At 59.2% G+C, this 16,664-nt stretch carries 14 protein-coding genes; 6 read left to right on the top strand and 8 right to left on the bottom strand.

What is annotated here, in order from left to right; genetic code table 11:
* Positions 1 to 54: 54 nt before the first annotated feature.
* Positions 55 to 2,916, top strand: a complete 2,862-nt coding sequence (locus tag E3E12_RS05110) for a mechanosensitive ion channel domain-containing protein (RefSeq protein ID WP_141443362.1) — start codon at positions 55 to 57, stop codon at positions 2,914 to 2,916.
* A gap of 437 nt (positions 2,917 to 3,353) precedes the next feature.
* Here the strand turns inward: E3E12_RS05110 and E3E12_RS05105 are convergent, their stop codons facing one another.
* From E3E12_RS05105 to E3E12_RS05090, 4 genes are all read right to left on the bottom strand, one after another.
* Complete coding sequence (locus tag E3E12_RS05105; protein ID WP_141443361.1) at positions 3,354 to 4,769, bottom strand: sugar porter family MFS transporter; 1,416 nt, start codon at positions 4,767 to 4,769, stop codon at positions 3,354 to 3,356.
* Positions 4,770 to 5,055: 286 nt separating this feature from the next.
* Positions 5,056 to 5,625 carry a Fur family transcriptional regulator gene (locus E3E12_RS05100; protein WP_141443360.1) on the bottom strand — a complete coding sequence of 190 codons (570 nt, stop codon included), beginning with the start codon at positions 5,623 to 5,625 and terminating at the stop codon, positions 5,056 to 5,058.
* Entirely contained in the window at positions 5,622 to 6,704 is a 1,083-nt protein-coding gene (gene rapZ, locus E3E12_RS05095; RefSeq protein ID WP_141443359.1) for an RNase adapter RapZ, read from the bottom strand. The genes E3E12_RS05100 and rapZ overlap by 4 nt, the downstream gene beginning before the upstream one ends.
* Positions 6,705 to 6,880: 176 nt before the next feature.
* Positions 6,881 to 8,590, bottom strand: a complete 1,710-nt coding sequence (locus E3E12_RS05090) for an ATP-binding protein (RefSeq protein ID WP_240810607.1) — start codon at positions 8,588 to 8,590, stop codon at positions 6,881 to 6,883.
* On the opposite strand from E3E12_RS05090, the gene E3E12_RS09045 reads away from it, so the two are divergent.
* A complete protein-coding gene (locus E3E12_RS09045; RefSeq protein WP_240810645.1) occupies positions 8,535 to 8,738 on the top strand; it encodes a hypothetical protein in 204 nt (67 codons plus the stop codon). The two genes, E3E12_RS05090 and E3E12_RS09045, sit on opposite strands and share 56 nt — an antisense overlap.
* Before the next feature lie 9 nt (positions 8,739 to 8,747).
* On the opposite strand, the gene E3E12_RS05085 is transcribed toward E3E12_RS09045, so the two are convergent.
* Positions 8,748 to 9,482, bottom strand: coding sequence for a response regulator transcription factor (locus tag E3E12_RS05085; protein ID WP_141443357.1), 735 nt, complete (start codon positions 9,480 to 9,482; stop codon positions 8,748 to 8,750).
* 338 nt (positions 9,483 to 9,820) lie between these two features.
* Between E3E12_RS05085 and E3E12_RS05080 the strand changes: the two genes are divergently transcribed.
* The 4 genes from E3E12_RS05080 to infC all read left to right on the top strand — a co-directional run bounded on the left by E3E12_RS05080 (position 9,821) and on the right by infC (position 14,466).
* Entirely contained in the window at positions 9,821 to 10,399 is a 579-nt protein-coding gene (locus tag E3E12_RS05080) for a nucleotide exchange factor GrpE (protein ID WP_141444098.1), read from the top strand.
* Positions 10,400 to 10,445: 46 nt separating this feature from the next.
* Complete coding sequence (locus tag E3E12_RS05075) at positions 10,446 to 11,453, top strand: glycosyltransferase family 9 protein (protein WP_168194396.1); 1,008 nt, start codon at positions 10,446 to 10,448, stop codon at positions 11,451 to 11,453.
* A 199-nt stretch (positions 11,454 to 11,652) separates the two neighbouring features.
* Positions 11,653 to 13,617, top strand: a complete 1,965-nt coding sequence (gene thrS, locus E3E12_RS05070) for a threonine--tRNA ligase (RefSeq protein ID WP_141443355.1) — start codon at positions 11,653 to 11,655, stop codon at positions 13,615 to 13,617.
* A gap of 312 nt (positions 13,618 to 13,929) precedes the next feature.
* Positions 13,930 to 14,466 (top strand): translation initiation factor IF-3, encoded by a 537-nt coding sequence (gene infC / locus E3E12_RS05065; protein WP_141444097.1) that lies wholly within the window; start codon positions 13,930 to 13,932, stop codon positions 14,464 to 14,466.
* 90 nt (positions 14,467 to 14,556) lie between these two features.
* Here the strand turns inward: infC and E3E12_RS05060 are convergent, their stop codons facing one another.
* The 3 genes from E3E12_RS05060 to E3E12_RS05050 form a co-directional block, all read right to left on the bottom strand.
* Positions 14,557 to 14,781, bottom strand: a complete 225-nt coding sequence (locus E3E12_RS05060) for a DUF1737 domain-containing protein (RefSeq protein ID WP_141443354.1) — start codon at positions 14,779 to 14,781, stop codon at positions 14,557 to 14,559.
* A gap of 68 nt (positions 14,782 to 14,849) precedes the next feature.
* The gene (locus tag E3E12_RS05055; RefSeq protein ID WP_240810438.1) at positions 14,850 to 15,914 is read right to left on the bottom strand and encodes an ABC transporter substrate-binding protein; all 1,065 of its coding nucleotides are present in this window, start codon (positions 15,912 to 15,914) and stop codon (positions 14,850 to 14,852) included.
* Positions 15,915 to 16,463 carry a hypothetical protein gene (locus E3E12_RS05050; RefSeq protein ID WP_141443353.1) on the bottom strand — a complete coding sequence of 183 codons (549 nt, stop codon included), beginning with the start codon at positions 16,461 to 16,463 and terminating at the stop codon, positions 15,915 to 15,917. It lies immediately after the preceding gene.
* Positions 16,464 to 16,664 lie beyond the last annotated feature (201 nt).

Genomic DNA, 16,664 nt, shown 5'->3' with positions numbered 1-16,664 from the left:
CATTGGTCGTGTTTCCAGTGGCCTTCCCCTCCCATCCTTGGCGTAGCACCCAGGATGATGTTTCACAGCGTCAACAATTGGGATTGTACCATCGGCATGATCAGGCCACCGCAGAAACCAGCCCAGAACTTCAGCTCTTTCCCTTTGCCTCAACGCTCCATGGCATGGATGGCCAGTGTGGCCTTGGTGGCCAGCCTACTGGGCAGCCCTGCTCTGGCAGCCACAAGCGCGGCCAAGGACCAGACTCCACCCACCCAGCTCGCCCCATCCTCACCTGCGCAGCCAGCAAACCAAAACACGCAGCCTGAACTGCCGCCTAGGCCTGGCACCATCCATGGGGAGGGGGCGACCACAACGGCTGCGCCTGCGCCAAACCAGCCTGCCACAAGCCAGCAAGGTCCCCAGAAACGTTTTGGCTGGAACCGCGTGATAACGGACCTAACCAAACGCCTTGACGCTGACCAGCATAAGCTGAGTGAGATCTACAACCTTCTGGAGACCGCAGACCCTGCCCCCACGGGCTTTATTTTGAGCATTTACATGGACAAGGTCAGCACCCTTCGGGGTGATGTCCAGTCCATTCTGGGCAAGCTGCAATCCTACAACAGCGCCATCAAGGCGCTGCTGGACATCCTGGGCCCCACGCCACAGCCAGGCGAAGCGCCCACTATCACAGCCCAGCGGGCCAAAGCCCTCCAAAACGCTACCGCCTTCAAGGCGCTGACTGTCCAGGCCAAATTATGCGAGCTGGAAACCAGTCAGCTCAAAAACCTGCTGAGCTCGCTCACCAACCACATTCAGCAAGCTACCCTCTCCCACCGGGACTATTCGCCCCTGGGCCTGGCTTTTTGGCGCAATGTTTGGCGCGAAGGGCAGGATGCCCTGCAATCCATGCAGTATGTGGGCATATTGCACAGCGTCATCATCCTGCCCTTGGGCTTGCTGCTTGCGCTGGTGGGCAGCAACCTCCTGGGGCGTGTGCTCGTCAAATACATCTTGCGTTTCCTGCTCAGGATGTTTGGGCAAACCGTGCCTGAGGCCACACCCTCTGGCAGCCAACTGCCAGCTGGCGCCAGTAGCCCTAAAGCAGGAGGAGACGGGGATGACCAGGGCACTGCCAAGGACGACCAGCTAAACCAATCCTCCCCGCCACCCCATCAAGATGCTGCTGGCAGCGCTTCAGATAAACATCCAAGGCCTTCAAGCAAAGCTGTCCCTCTCAACCAGCTCACTCCTGGCCAGCAGCAGTGGCTAGCTGGCTGGCAGCCCCTGGCAGCCTTGGTGACGGGCATTGCCTGCGCACTCATGGCTTGCCTGTTCTGGCTTCTCTGGAACAACTTGCTGCTGCCTTCCCCCATGGTGCTGACCTACACTGTGACGGTCAGCCTGCCAGCGTGTGCTTTCGTGCTGGGGGCGGGGATTCCCCTTTCCCAATGGCACCATGGCCAATCCACACGCATCCTCAGCCTTTACCTAGGTTGTGAGCTGATGGGCTACGCTATGCTCAACGCTTTGCAAAACCAGGAGATCATCGGTCAAAGCCTGGCAGGCCTGTTCAGTGGCATTGTAGCCCTGATCGGCGCTGTGGCCATTGTCCTGCTGGGGCGGACCATAGTGCGCAATGGCCAATCCAAAACAAGCAAGCCTAGCCAAGAGGGCAGCACATCCTCCCCATCAACGCATGAAAGCAGCCAGGGCCACGACCGGGCGGCGGTGAAGCTGCCTGCCCTGCCACCATCACCTCTGCTGCGGAAAACCTCCCATATCAACTTCCGCAAGCCGCTCTACGCCCTTTGCGTGCTTGTTTTCACCCTCACAGCTGGTGCGGTGGCTACGGGCTATATCACCTTTGCCTATGTCCTCAATGGCATCATCATTGACTTCATCTACGCTATCAGCGTCACCGGTGTTTTGGCTGGGGCATGGCAAACGGCCGTTCGGGAACTGCTCAACCCTTCATTTGGCCTGGGCAAATGGATTTGTTCCATTGGCGTGTCGCCACGCCACCTCAAGCAGTTTGAAGTTCTGCTTGGGGCTTTCGGTTCACTGGCGCTTATCATCGTCCTGATTGCCCTGCTGCAAACTCACGGCGATCTTTCGCTCGCGGTGCTGTGGGAACGCATGCACCACATCTTCATTGGCACCTCTGGCGCGGGCGTTGACATCTCGCCAGAAAAAATCGTCATCTGCCTGACCATCATCGTGGGCACCCATTACTTCATCGCTTATGTGCGGGATTGGCTGGAAAACCGCTTTTTCCCCACCACCAACCTGGAAATGGGCGCACGCACGTCCATCATCAGCATCCTGGCCTACATGATTTGGATTGGCATGGGGTTGACGGTGCTTTCCATGCTGGGCCTGTCCGTCCAGAACCTGACATGGGTTGTCAGCGCGCTTTCAGTGGGGGTGGGCTTTGGATTGCAGTCCATCGTCAAGGACTTCATCTCAGGCCTCATCTTGCTGGCTGAACGCCCCATGCAACCAGGCGACATCATCAACATCAACGGCAAAAGCGGTGAGGTACGGCGCGTCAATATCCGCGCGACAGACATCACTTTGCTGGGTGACGGTTCCACTTTGATCGTGCCCAACTCGCAGTTCATTTCATCGGATGTGAACAATGCGAGTTTCGGTGGGCTGCCTTCACGCATGGCGCTGAACTTCACGTTCTCAGCCAGCACGGACCTTGACCAAGCGCGCCAGGTCCTCATGGACGCCATGAATGACCAGGAACTCATCCTGGCCTTTCCAGCGCCAGTCGTGCCGGTGACCCACATCGGTGACATGGAGGTAGTTCTAACGGCAGCCTTCTGGTACGCCACCGCGCGTGACGCCACAGGCATTCAGACGGCCCTGCTGGGGGATGTGTTCAAGCGTTTTCATGCTTTGCACATCAATGTTTCCATGCATTGAGGGGCCTTGATTTGAGGACAAACCGCTGCCCCAGCTGAGCTATTGCCCTGACAGGGCACAGGCCTACAAAGCAACGCCTTGGCACAAGCCAAGGCGTTTTTCATGGACACAGAGAATTGGGCGCAGCGTTTTGGCTGGGAAAGCCGTTACCTCTCTGGCTGCCCCTAAGGTCCCTTCAGGAAGCACTGAACCCGGTGCACGCACCCCACCTTCCTTACCCTTAAATTATATGCGTTATCATGGGCAGCGTTCCCATCCCTGGGCTGGGGCACTCAGGAAAAGGACACTCCAAGGTGTGGCTTTCAGTCCCAACAAGCTGGCAGCACATGTAACACAAAAGGCGGGCGCCCCAATTGGGAAGCCCGCCTTTCAATATTGAAAGTAGTTGCCGTTCAGGGAAGGTTCAATTCACTGCCCTTGCTGAGAGGCAATGTTTTTCAACGGCCAATGTCACGCAGCTTTTTGCCGCTCAACAAGTTCTTCTCAATGGTGTCGAGGGAGACGTCCTTGGTTTCAGGCGTCAGGAAGTAGATCAGCAGCAGGCCAAGCACGTTGAAAATGGTCAGCAGCCAGAAAGTGTCCGCTTTGCCCATGAAGGCCAGAACAGCTGGGAAGCTCTGGGCGATGATCAAGCTGAAGGTCAGGTTGGTGGCTGTGGAGACCGTCACGCCGAAGTCACGGCCAGCCGCAGGCTGAATTTCAGCGCAAAGCAGCCACACAATGGGCCCAGCCGACATGGCGAAACCAGCGACGAACAGGAAGATCAACGCCAGTGTGGTAAACTGGGCAGCCACGTCAGACCAGCCCATAGTGAACAGGAAGGCCAGACCACCCATGGCGATCGTCATGGCCGTGCAGCCCAGGTACATGATGGGGCGACGGCCAAGACGGTCTGAGTAGCGCATGGCAAACACAGTCATGATGGCGTTGACGGCACCGATGGCCACTGTGCCCCACATCTGGCCAAGTTCACCGAAATGAGCTGCCTGAAGGACTTTAGGGGCATAGAACAGCACTGCGTTAATGCCGCAGAACTGCTGGAAGATCTGCAGCAACATGCCCAACCCGACAGAGCGGCGGAAGTTGGAGTTGGTGCGGAAAAGGTGCCAACCGTCAGACTTCTTGTGCTCGCCACCGCTGAGGGCCTCGTCAAGCTCAGCCTGGGCTTCCTCAGGCGTGGCGCGCAGCATGGTGAGGACCTTAAGCGCCTTGGCGTGCTCACCCTTGGCGGCCAGCCAACGGGGGCTTTCAGGCAGGATGAGTGAACCCAGGACGAACACAACGGCCACAGCAGCTTCAAGGCTGATCATGCCGCGCCAGTTGCCGCTTGGAATCCAAAGGGTGTTGTAGAAGAACTGAACCAGGATGCCGATCGTCATGAACAGCTGGAACGTGGACACCATGATGCCGCGTTGGATGGGCAGCGCGATTTCAGAGAGGTAGAGCGCGCCCGTGAAGTTCGTCAGGCCAAAACCCAACCCGACAATAGCGCGGGAGGCGAACATGGTGGGCACGTTCCAGCTGAACATGGCGCAGAGCGCGCCAACGGCAAAGAAAATGCCAGCCAGGGAAAGCGTTTTCTTGCGGCCATAATGCTGACAGAAAAACCCGCCAGACATGGCACCAACAATGGCGCCAACCAACATGCAGGCTGCAAAGCCACCCTGCAGGAGGGGATCGACATGATATTGGGCAGCCCAGGCATTGATGACACCAGCAGGCAGGCCAGTGTCCAGGCCGACCAGAAGGGCGGCTAGGGATGTCAATATGCAATACAGCATGATGCGGCGCGCGGCAGAGCCGTTCGTCGCGTCAGCGTTAGGGCCGGAGGCCGGCTGTGCGGTTGAGGTCATGTTGAAGGTGTTCTCCCACCGTAGGTGACGCCAAAGGACTTCATGAACTTCGCTGGGGCCGGGCCCCGGTCCTTAAAGCCGTTTTTAATGGACATTCATCAAATGTCCAGCAGTAACCGGGACACTAGCGCAGTGTGCTTTCATATCCAAGCCATGGCCCCATGATGAAAACGGCCTGGGGAAAATTAACCTGCAAAGCCGCCATGTGCTGACGTACTGCCTAAAGTTCCTCCCCGCTGCCTTACCCTGGCAGCCACCCCAAAACGTGCAAGCCCTCTCGCGCTAATCAGTTTTCCTGGCCATGTTCCTGGCATTGGCGGCACTGCTTGCAGCGCCCTGTTATCTCCACCACGGCTGTTTCAGGTTCGAAACCTTCTTGGTGCGCGGTCTCTTCCATGATGGTGCGGAACGTTTCATGGCGTAGCTCTCTCGCCTCACCACAATGGCGGCAAATAAGGAACTGGGCTTGGTCAGCATGGTGCCAACCTTGAGGATCATGTGCTTGAGCGCCATTGAGTAGGGCACCCTCACCCTGATGGACCATATCATGGCACGCCACAAAAGCGCTGAGGCGCTCAATCTTGTGGATGAAGCCCTGGGCGCGCAGAAAATCAAGTGCACGGTAAATGGTTGGGGGCACGGCGTTGGTGCGGCTGTGGCGCAAGCGTTCAAGCAGGTCGTAAGCCCCCACAGGCCGCAATGACGCCAAAACCAATCCCAACACCTGCCGCCTGACCGCCGTCAGCTTCTCCCCCCGGGCAGTGCAGAGCTGTTCAGCATGCTGTAATTGCGCCTGGATGGCCGGGCTGAAACTGGTGGGTTGGCCTGTCTCCTTCAGCGCTACCGCTCCCTTCATGGCGTTAAGGCCTGGACTGCCTGAACCTGCTCAGGTGGCAGTGCCCAGCGCCAGGTGGTCAGGCCGCGGCGCGCCAGTTCACGGTGGACCACCATGATGGAATCCACTCCTATGGCCCCACCCACCCCTGCCTGGCGCTGGGCACTGATGGCCTGCGCCAAATCAGCAGCCAATTTTTCCGCCACGGTGACAGAGCGGTGCTGCCCGCCACTGCACCCAAAAGCGATGGTCAAGTACTTTTTTCCCTCAGCCACGAAACGCGGCAACACAATGTTCACCAAACGCTCCACAGCTTCATAAAATTCCCTGAAATGCCCGTCTGCCTGCACATGGTCTGAAACGCGCCCCTCCAACCCAGTGGCTGCCCGCAAAGTAGGTTCATAGTGGGGGTTGGCCAGAAACCGGACATCAAAAACCATGTCGGCCTCATGGGGGAGGCCAGCTGGATAGGCGAATGACATCACCACCACACCAAGCCCCCCGCGGGCACCCTTCACGCCAAAACGCGTGTTGACCAACCGCCGCAGCTCCGGCAAGGGCAGGTCGGTTGTGTCAATGACCAGGTCAGCTTTGTGGCGCAAGGGGGCCAACATGTCGCGCTCACGTTCAAGCACTGGTTCAATGCTGCCGCCCAGCGCCAGGGGGTGGCGGCGACGCGTGGCGGTGTAGCGGCGCAAAATCACGTCATTGTCGGCTGTAGCGAACACGATCTGCACAACCCAATGGCGCATGCGCAATGCTGAAAGGGCCTCCAAAAGGCGGTGCGGCTCAAACCCACGGCTGCGAACATCTACCCCCACTGCCAAGGGCTTGTCTGTGCGCTCAGCCAAGGCGACAAGCAAATCCAATGGTGGGTTATCCACCACCTCATAACCCAAGTCCTCAAGGTGGTTGAGGATAGAACCTTTGCCTGCACCTGAAACACCCGTCACCACCACAATGCGGTGCGCATTGTCCTGGCCCTCTCCAGGGGCATTCTGCGGAGAGCTGGCAGTTAAACCACCCTCCCCTGCTGGGGCGCGGCAAGCATCCCCCCAAAGGGGGGTGGGGTCAGTCAACCAAGTGAGAACAGGTGACATGGCGTTATTTTACCCTGAACATGGTGGTCATCAGCAAAGCCTTCCCCAGCACCAATCTAAGCCCAACAAAACAGCTTTGAAGGGCATTCATTTCAGGGAACCGTGTCCCCGAAAGCGCGCCTTACGCAACCAAATCCAGCCTGTGCGGCCTTGGTTTGAACGGAAAGGGGAGGTTCTCAATCCCCACTGTTCCCCATTCCACTCGAATAGTCATTGTTCCCCAAAGGGGCGCACGGCAGAATAACCACAAAACGCGCCCCAGCCACATGCCCTTTGCCATCTGGTCCGGTTTTCAACACGTTCTCCGCTTTCACCGTGCCATCAAGCGCCGTGATGATTTGTCGGCAGATGGCCAGCCCCAATCCTGAATGCTGGCCAAACCCTTCACCTTGGGGGCGTTCTGAGTAAAAGCGCTCAAAAATGTTCTCCAGCTGATCTGGCGGGATGCCTGGCCCCTCATCCTCCACCACGATTTCCACAGCAGGGCGCAAGGAGGCATGGGGACCAACCAAACGGGCGCCTGTCTCATCACTTCCATGGTCGGCTACCTGCACCTGCTTAGCGCGCAGGGTAATGGTGCCCTGGGGGGGGGAGAAGGAAATGGCATTGCTGATGAGGCCACGCAGCGCCTGCACAAGCCTGTCCTCCACCGCCATCACAGCTAGGGGGGGGTCGGTCTCAACAGCCTCAAGGCGCATGCGGGTACCCTCAGCATCCCGCGTTGTTTGGTGAAGCTCCACAAGCAATGCCAGCAAGGGCACCACAGCTACTGCATGGCGCGTGCGGCGCGAAAGGTCGCCTTCCACGCGGCTAGCATCCGATATGTCAGCGATCAACCGCTCCAGGCGCGCCACATCAGCCCGCACGATGCTCAGCAAGCGTTGGCGCTGGGTTGGCTCTTTCAAGCGCGGCAATGTTTCCAATGCTGAGCGGATCGAGGCAAGGGGGTTTTTGAGTTCATGGCAGACTTCAGAGGCAAACCTCTCCGTGCCATCAATGCGCCCCCAAAGCGAAAGGGTACTTGTGCGCAAAGCGCGCGCTAAAGAGCCGATCTCATCGCGCCGCGCCAGCAAGGGCGCTGGCACGGGGTCAGTGCGGCCCTGGGCGCTTTCCCCCATGGCCTGGGAGGCCAAGGCCAAATGCCGCAAAGGCCGCGCAATGGTCAGGGCAAGAATAAAGGACAGAACAGCAGAAACGGCCAACGTCACCAGCATCATGGTCAGGATAAGGGAACGCACAGCGAAAAGGGAATGATCGATTTCCGGGTCGTGGCGCGTCAGGATGATTTCACCAACGCGTACGCCGTCATAAAGCACAGGCTCTGAAATCGTGATGACGAATTCATGGTGCGAAGTGCGCTTAATGCGCGCCGGCCCCTCCCCCATCATGAGGCCGATCTTGGCGCCCATGCCAACAGGTTCCTGCCCAAGTGGGGGTGGGTTCTCTTCAAAAGGAACGGGGCCGGTGCTGGTGCTGAGAGGCAGACGTGACAGCAGCCAGCCATAGATGCCATCAATGGTGTCCTCCCCCATACGGCGCCCCAAGGCTGGCGGGTGGGGGAGCAGCGCGCTGCCATGGCTGCGCCTGACGCGGCGCATGGCCACCACCAACTGCCCGCCACCATTGTAAAGTGCCACATGGGCGTTGCCGCTGCCCGCCATTAAGGCCTGAAGCAAAGAACTGGCCGCCAAGGGATCCATGGCTGGTCCATCTGGCGTAGGGTGGACGGTGACCTCACTCAGCGCGTCAGCGTAGATCCGGGCTTCCTCACGCAGGGACGTCACGTCTGATTCAAGCAAGCTGGTCTGGAACTGCGTGATAGAAAGCAACATGCCTGCCAGCACCACAAGCGGCCCCAGATTGAGCAGTAAAATCCGCACAAGCATGGGGGAACGGCAGCGCCGCCACCAGCGCTTGAAAGCCCTTGACCAGCTTGGGCGCGCGCCAGAACATCCAGGGGAGGGTGCCGTTGGGGGCGTGGCGCCCAGCTTCAAGCTGCCTTGGGCGTTGCTTGCTTTCATGACCACTGTCTAAGCCAGCCCGTCACTCTTTGTAACGGTACCCGATGCCGTACAGGGTCTCGATTTGGGCAAAGGTGTCGTCAACCTGGCGGAACTTCTTGCGAATGCGCTTGATGTGGCTGTCAATGGTACGGTCATCGACATAGACGCTGTCACCATAGGCGGCGTCTATCAGCTGGTCGCGCGACTTTACCATGCCTGGCCTGGTGGCCAGCGCGCGCACAATCAGGAACTCCGTCACGGTCAGGGAAACTTCATGGCCCTGCCAAAGGCACTGGTGGCGCTCACTATCGAGGGTCAAGTCACCACGGACGACCGGCAGGCTTTGCTCACGGCCTTGGCCTGTGGCCACCTGGATGGCGGCTTCCTGTCGGCGCAGCAAAGCACGCAACCGTTCAGCCAGCAAATGAACCGAGAACGGCTTGGTGATGTAATCATCCGCCCCCAGGCGCAGCCCCGTCAGCTGGTCAAGCTCATCATCCTTGGAGGTGAGGAAAATCACAGGCATGGTGGAACGGCTGCGGATGCGCCGCAACAGTTCCATCCCATCCATACGGGGCATCTTCACATCCAGGACGGCCACATCAGGTGGGGTCGTCATCATGCCCCGCAAGGCGCTTTCACCATCGCTGTACGTGCGCACTGTGAAGCCTTCGGCTTCAAGGCTCATCCGGACAGAGGCAAGGATGTTGCGGTCATCATCCACCAAAGCCACAGCGGGACCTTGGTTAGGATTGCGCCGTGGGGGGGAAGTCATGTCATCAGCCATGCCTGCCTTATTATCACCTCCCAAAGGGGGCGTCATCACCTGGCGGCGCCAAGCCAGCCTGACCCCAGGGGCCTGGGTGCGCGGCAAGGCCAGTCTGGCCGTGGCGCCCCCCTTGCTTTCAAAGGAACAATCCCCATGTGCATTTCATGCTGAGCAATCTCTGGAAACGCCGCGCCAACCGCAAAGCCGCCCGCCAGGCGCCAAGCGGCAGGCAGGCGCCCCAGCCCTCCCCCAACCACCAACGGGATGAGACCATGAGCAAACACCATCACGACCATCACCACGAACACCCCTCCAGCCAGGAAGAGCAGGCCACCCAAGCTGCCATGGCTGCGGCGCAGGCCGCCCAGGAGGCGCAGAACGCTGCTGAAGGCGAAGCGGCAGGCAAAGCTGAGGACGGTGGCGACCGCCTGCAGGCGCTGGAGGCAGAAGTGGCCAGCCTGAAGGACCGTTGGATGCGTTCTGAGGCGGAAATGCAGAATGTGCGCAACCGCGCAGCACGTGAGGTTTCAGACGCACGCCAGTTCGCTTTGCAGAAATTCGCTGGCGACATTGTGGAGGTTGCCCATTCCCTGCAGCTTGGCCTGGCCCACATTCCCCCTGCCCATGAAGGCGAAGATCCCGCCATTGGCAAGCTGCGTGAAGGGTTTGAATCAACTGAGCGTGCTTTGCTGAACATCCTCAAGCGCCACGGCATCACCCGGATTGAGGCTGAAGGCCAGCCTTTCGACCCAGCCATCCATGAAGCCATGCAGGAGGTCCCCTCAGACCAACATGCCCCTGGCCATGTGGTGCAGGCATGGACCCCAGCTTGGATGCTCAACGGGCGCTTGCTTAAACCAGCCAAGGTCATTGTGGCCAATGACGCTTCAACAGGCCAGCCCCCTGCCCCCAAGGCTGACTGAACGCCCTTTGGCGGGAGCCCTTTTGCAACCAGGGCAAACAGGGCGCGTGCCACAGCGCATCCTAGTCATCCGCCATGGCGCTTTGGGGGATATTGTGCAGGCGTTTGGTTTCTTCGCAGCTTTGCGGGGGGCCTGCCCCCAAGCATGGATCACGTTGCTGACGGAACCTGCCTTTGCACCCTCCATGCGCTTGGCGCCCTGGTTTGACGCCGTGGCTGAAGACAGGCGCCTGCCTTTGTGGGGAATACCGCCATGGCGGCTGTGGCGACAAGCGCGCCACCTGACGGGGCTTTTCAACCAGCATTGCCTGGTGGTGGATGCCCAGCAAAGCGGGCGGACACGCCTTTACCGGCGCTTGGATGGCTTCTGGCGTCAGGCGCGCGGGCTTAAAGCGCTTGAATGGCCTTGCGCTGAACGGCTCCACCACCATGGGCGACTGCACACTTCTGAACGCCAGAAATCCCATTTGCGTTGCTTAGGTGTGCTGCCTGTGGCGCCCACGCAGCCCCTTTGGCTGTTCCAAAGCGTGGCCGAACCCATGCGGTCCTTCATTCACGCTTTGGCAAAGCGCCCTTTTGTTGTTCTGGTGCCAGGGGGCTCCGCTGGGCGCCTTGGCAAGCGCTGGCCAGCTGGTTGCTTTGCGCACGTGACTGCTCAACTGGCCCAAGCAGGCTGGCATGTGGCCCTGGCAGGCACAGACCAGGAGCGCACCTTAGTGCGCGCCATTACCACCCAGGCTATAAAAAGGGGGGCGTCTCCTAAATATTTGGTGGACTGCAGCGGCCGCACGGACTTGGCAGCCCTAGCCCTGCTTCTGCATAAGGCCCATGGCGTGGTGGGTAATGACACAGGCACCATGCACCTAGGGGCGGCTTTGGATGTGCCAAGCCTAACCCTTTTTTTTGCTGAAAGTGACCCGCGCCGCACAGCGCCCTTGGCCCCCACCCCTGGGCATTCACGGGTGCTGTCCAGCCGCCAAGCTGCACAGCTTGCCCCTGAAACCGTCCTGGCTGCTTTCAAGGCCCTGCTTGCTGAGGTAGCCAGGACACATTAAATTAACAAATTGACCCATCCTATGGCCCCTCTTGCCAAACTGGACATCATGGCGGCATTTAGGGCCCCGCCCATGCTCTGGCTAGGTTTCAAGCAGGCAGCAGGGCACACATTCCATGACCACAACCTTAAAGCCGCGCCACGGGGCCAGGAACGACAGCCCCAGCGCAGCGCCATTCAATTCTTACCGGGAGCAACCCATGCCAGTCATCACCTTCCCCGACGGCCAGACCCGCACGTTCGGCGAGACGGTGACGGGCACTACCATCGCCGAGGCCATAGGCCCCGGCCTGCTGCGCGCCGCCCTAGCCATGGAAGTGGACGGCAAGCTTGTGGACATGGCCACCCCCATCAGCCAAGACGCCGCAGTGCGGTTCGTCACCCGCAAAGATGAGGAAGCGCTGGAGCTCATCCGCCATGATGCAGCCCATGTTCTGGCAGAGGCCGTGCAAGCTTTGTGGCCTGAAACGCAGGTCACCATCGGGCCGGCCATCAAGGATGGCTTCTATTACGATTTCTCCCGTGAGGTCCCCTTCACGCCAGAGGATTTCCCCGCCATTGAAAACAAGATGCGCGAAATCGTCGCATCCAAAGCGCCCTTCAAACGCGAAACATGGCCGCGTGACGAGGCTATCAAGTTCTTCGAAAACAAAGGCGAGCGCTTCAAGGCTGAGCTCATCCGTGACCTGCCGGGCGATGAGGAGATCTCCATCTACCGCCAGGGCGAGTGGCTTGACCTCTGCCGGGGCCCGCACCTGCGCACAACAGAGGATGTGGGCACGGCCTTTAAGCTGATGCGCGTTGCTGGCGCCTATTGGCGTGGTGACCACCGCAACCCCATGCTGACGCGCATCTATGGCACCGCATGGCGCGACAAAAAGGAACTTGCCGCCCATCTCACCCAGCTGGAGGAGGCTGAAAAGCGCGACCACCGCCGCATTGGCCGGGAAATGGACCTGTTCCACATCCAGGAAGAGGCCGTGGGGCAGATTTTCTGGCATGCTAAAGGCTGGCGCCTTTACAACGCCCTGCAGGATTACATGCGCCGTGCCCAAGGCCGCCATGATTACCAGGAAGTGCGCACCCCACAATTGGTTGACCGTGCCTTGTGGGAGGCTTCAGGCCACTGGGACAAGTACCGTGAGAACATGTTCATCGCTAAGGTGGAGGATGAGGACAAGACCCTTGCCCTCAAGCCGATGAACTGCCCATGCCATATCCAGATTTTCCGCCACGGGCTGCGTTCCTACAGGGAACTGCCTTTGCGCATGGCTGAGTTCGGCGCCTGCCACCGCTATGAGCCTTCAGGCGCGCTCCATGGTTTGATGCGCGTGCGCGGCTTCACGCAAGATGACGCCCACATTTTCTGCACTGAAGACCAAATCGCCAGTGAAACCGTGGCCTTTGTGGAGATGCTGGAGGAGGTCTACCGCGACCTCGGCTTTGAGGCTTTTAAGGTCAAGTTCTCAGACCGCCCTGAAAGCCGCGCCGGCACAGACGAAATCTGGGACAAAGCTGAGCAAGCGCTTAAGAAGGCCTGTGAAACCGCAGGTGTGGCTTGGGAGCTTAACCCAGGGGAAGGCGCTTTCTATGGTCCTAAACTGGAATTCGTCCTGACAGACGCCATCGGCCGTGATTGGCAGTGCGGCACCCTGCAGGTGGATTTCGTTCTGCCTGAACGGCTGGACGCCACCTATATTGGCGAAGACAGCCAACGTCACCGCCCCGTCATGCTGCACCGTGCGATTCTTGGCAGTTTTGAGCGCTTCCTCGGCATTCTCATTGAGCAATTCGCTGGTCGCTTCCCGCTTTGGCTGGCACCTGTCCAGGTAGTTGTGGCCAGCATCGTGACGGACGCTGCCCCCTGGGCGGAAGACGTGGCCAGGCAGCTGCGCGCTGCTGGGTTGGCTGTGGAAACAGACACCCGCAATGAGAAGATCAATGCCAAGGTGCGCGAGCACAGCTTAGCGCGCGTGCCTGTCATCCTAGTAGTGGGCCGGCGGGAGGCTGAAGAAGGCACTGTGGCCATGCGCCGCCTTGGCGGCAAAGCGCAGGAGGTTCTGCCCCTTTCTGAAGCTATAAAGCGCCTGCGTGCTGAAGCTACCCCCCCTGACAAGCTGCGCCAGCAGGAAAACGCCACTGTGGCTGCGCACATGGCTGGCTGAAAGCTTATGGAGAGCAGGTTTTCCCGTTTGGAAGCGTGGTAAAACCAGGCTCCCACAGATGGGCTTTGCAAAATTTCATAATGCAGTGCCCGTTTCACTCATGGTCCCTGGCAGAAAACAGGGGCCTTTTTTGTCCCTGCATTTCATGCTGCCCTGCTTTCCCCAACAATCCCTTGCACCTGGTGGTGGCTGTGGCTATGTGTTGGCCGTAAAGATTCAAAGTGCTGCCAAGGGGTTGATAGGCACGCTTGGCCTTTCACGGCCTTGCCCAGTAGCCCTGGCACACAGGCCACACAGCGACAGGAGTCGACCATAGCCAGACCGCCCTTTCAGAGCGCCCCTACCCGTGGCGGGCCTCGTGTTAACGATGAAATCCGCGTTCCCCAGGTTCGAGTCATCGATGCTGATGGTGAAATGATTGGCATCATGTCCACGCGGGATGCACTGCAACGCGCTTTTGCGGCTGGACTGGACCTGCTGGAGATCAGCCCCACGGCTGAGCCGCCAGTGGCCAAAATCCTTGATTACGGCAAGTTCAAATATGAACAGCAGAAAAAACGTAACGAGGCCCGCAAAAAACAGAAGGTTATTGAGATCAAGGAAGTCAAAGTCCGCCCTGGCACGGGCGAGCATGACTTCAACACCAAGCTCAATGCTGTGCAGAAATTCCTTGAAGGGGGGGACAAGGTCAAAGTTTCCCTGCGCTTCAAGGGGCGTGAGATGGCCCACCAGGACCTTGGCTTGAAAATGCTTGAGCGCATCCGCGAATCAGTGGATGCCCTGGCCAAGGCTGAGCAGATGCCCCGCATGGAAAACCGCCAGATGATCATGATCCTGGCTCCCCGCTAAACGGAGCACCCGTTTTCATCAGCGCGTTGATGTCCGCAGAACCTTCCCAGTCACAAGCTGGGGAGGTTCTGTGCGTTCAGGGTCATGACCTCAGGTGGCCTTGGCCGTGTTGTTATCTTTGGGGGTGGGTTTTTCCGTTGTTGGAACGGCATCTGGTTTGGTCCGCACCACAGACTGGCAATAGCGCGCATCGCCACTGGCGACAGCGTAAACGTAGAAAGAACCCCCAACCTGCCAGCCTTCTGAAAGATACTGGTTAACTTGCTTGTTCAGGGCATAGGCTGATTCAGCGTCACAGAGGCAGTATTCCTGCATGGTTTTTCATCCTCTTTAAATTGGGTGGCGATGAATGGCGTGGCTCAAGGGCCAGGCAAAGCACCTTCTCAAGGTTGGGGTGGCTGCGCGTGAACTATGCGCCACGCCTCCCCCTTACTGAGGGCAATACCATAAAAACGGCTGTAAAAAGCCCTGGTTTCAACCATCATAGCCTGGGCGACCTTTTCATGGGCCGCTTCACGGGCTTCACCAGGTATAGGGTGCGTTTCAGCCTCAACCACCATCCTGGCCCAGGAAAGCTGCAACAACAATTCTGGCCCATAACGGTCCCACAGGAACAGCCCAGCTGGATTGCGCCAAACATGACCATGTCGCACAGCTGCCAACCGTGACAGCACAGGATCCTGCGCCAACCATTCTTCAGGGCCCGCATTGGCAGCCAGGATAATGATGTCTGGCGCCCAGGCCAGGACCTGCTCAGGGGTCACTGATTGCCGGTTACCACAAACGCCTTGAGCAGCCGTGGTGGCGCCTGCAGCCTGCGTCCATTGGGCCAAGATGGTGCCGCAGCCATCTACCCGCAAAGGGCGCAGGGAAGCGATATGCAGCAAGCGTGGCTTGCGCTGGCCTGCACCAGCCGGGGGCATGGGCCTTTTCAAGCTGGCCTGCAACGCTTGCTGGTAAGCTTGCGCACGCTGGCGCGCCAGAGTGGTCCCCACCAGGGTAGCGGTTCGCCAAACACATTTCTGCAGCCCGTCAAAATCATCAAACCCCAACACGGACGCCTTGATGCCCGCCATGGCCAGCTGGGCTTGCTGGGCACGGTCAGCCTTGGGCAGGATGGCCACCTTAATGCCAGCATGGACCAGTGCCTCCACATCAAGCGCACCTGTGTGAAGGCGCTTAGCGCGTTCCAGGGTGGGCACCAGCTTGAACAGCCATGGCTGGTCTTTGGGGCTGGCCACTGTGGCGCCAATGTTCCCTGCTGCACCCATCATGACCATCATGGCGTTATGAGCAAACCAGTCCTCAGCCCATGTGGCGGTTGTGCCAAGCGCGCCTGCAGTTGAAGCTTGGCCCACTTGGGGGAGGGCAGAGAACGCCCCAGCCAGCGTGAGGGCTGCCCACGCAAGCCAACTGGCCCCAACCGCGCTTGGTGAGCGATCCCTCACTCACAGGCCTGTTTGGGAAGGTTGCGCCTTGAACCGCCCCTGGGGTGCCTTGCGCTGGCTGGGGGAGCGGGGTTGGCAGGACATGAAATAGATCCCCGCCACAAACACCATCAGTGAAATTTCGTAAAGCCAATCCCAAACCCACATGCTGGGCGAGGGCGGGTGCCACAGCAGGGCCACCATGTTGCCCAAGCTGATCAACCCAAAACAGACACGCAGCCCCCACAGCATGAATTGAAGCGGATTGGCCATGCCAGGCCGCACCAAGGCCCCCAAGCGTTGAAAAGCCACGTACACCAACACGGCACTCAACAGAAGCAGGCAGTTGCTCAGGCTTTCCCCCCAGGTAGCGCCATAAAGCACCATGGGCATTACCACAGCGGCCGCTTCAAACACGATTGACCCCAACACCAAACTGTTGCCCAACGCCCAGCTGCTCAGTCCAACTGGCAAATGGTTGGCACATGGTTGGAACACCCTGTTCAGTACTGCCAGGTCAAGGGTTCGCAACAGGTTGCCAAGCGGATGTGGTTTGGGGGAAGGGTTCAAAAGGACTCTCCTTAGATGGTCTGCAGGGGGCGGTCCTGCGACAGTCATAGCGTGCCCACTTTAAGCGCAAGGGGGAGGCTGCGTCATAGTACCCTGCACTAAAAAGCTTTTGGGCAGGCATGGTTGGGGCATGGGGGCTTGGATGCTATGGTGCCCATGGCCCAGTGTCCCTGGGGCCTTCCTGCCCCGCTTCACTGGAAT

Origin of the sequence: Formicincola oecophyllae, from assembly GCF_006542395.2 — a bacterium.
In the GTDB taxonomy this organism is placed as follows: Bacteria; Pseudomonadota; Alphaproteobacteria; order Acetobacterales; family Acetobacteraceae; genus Formicincola; species Formicincola oecophyllae.
This window is presented reverse-complemented; position numbering and strand designations above follow the sequence as displayed.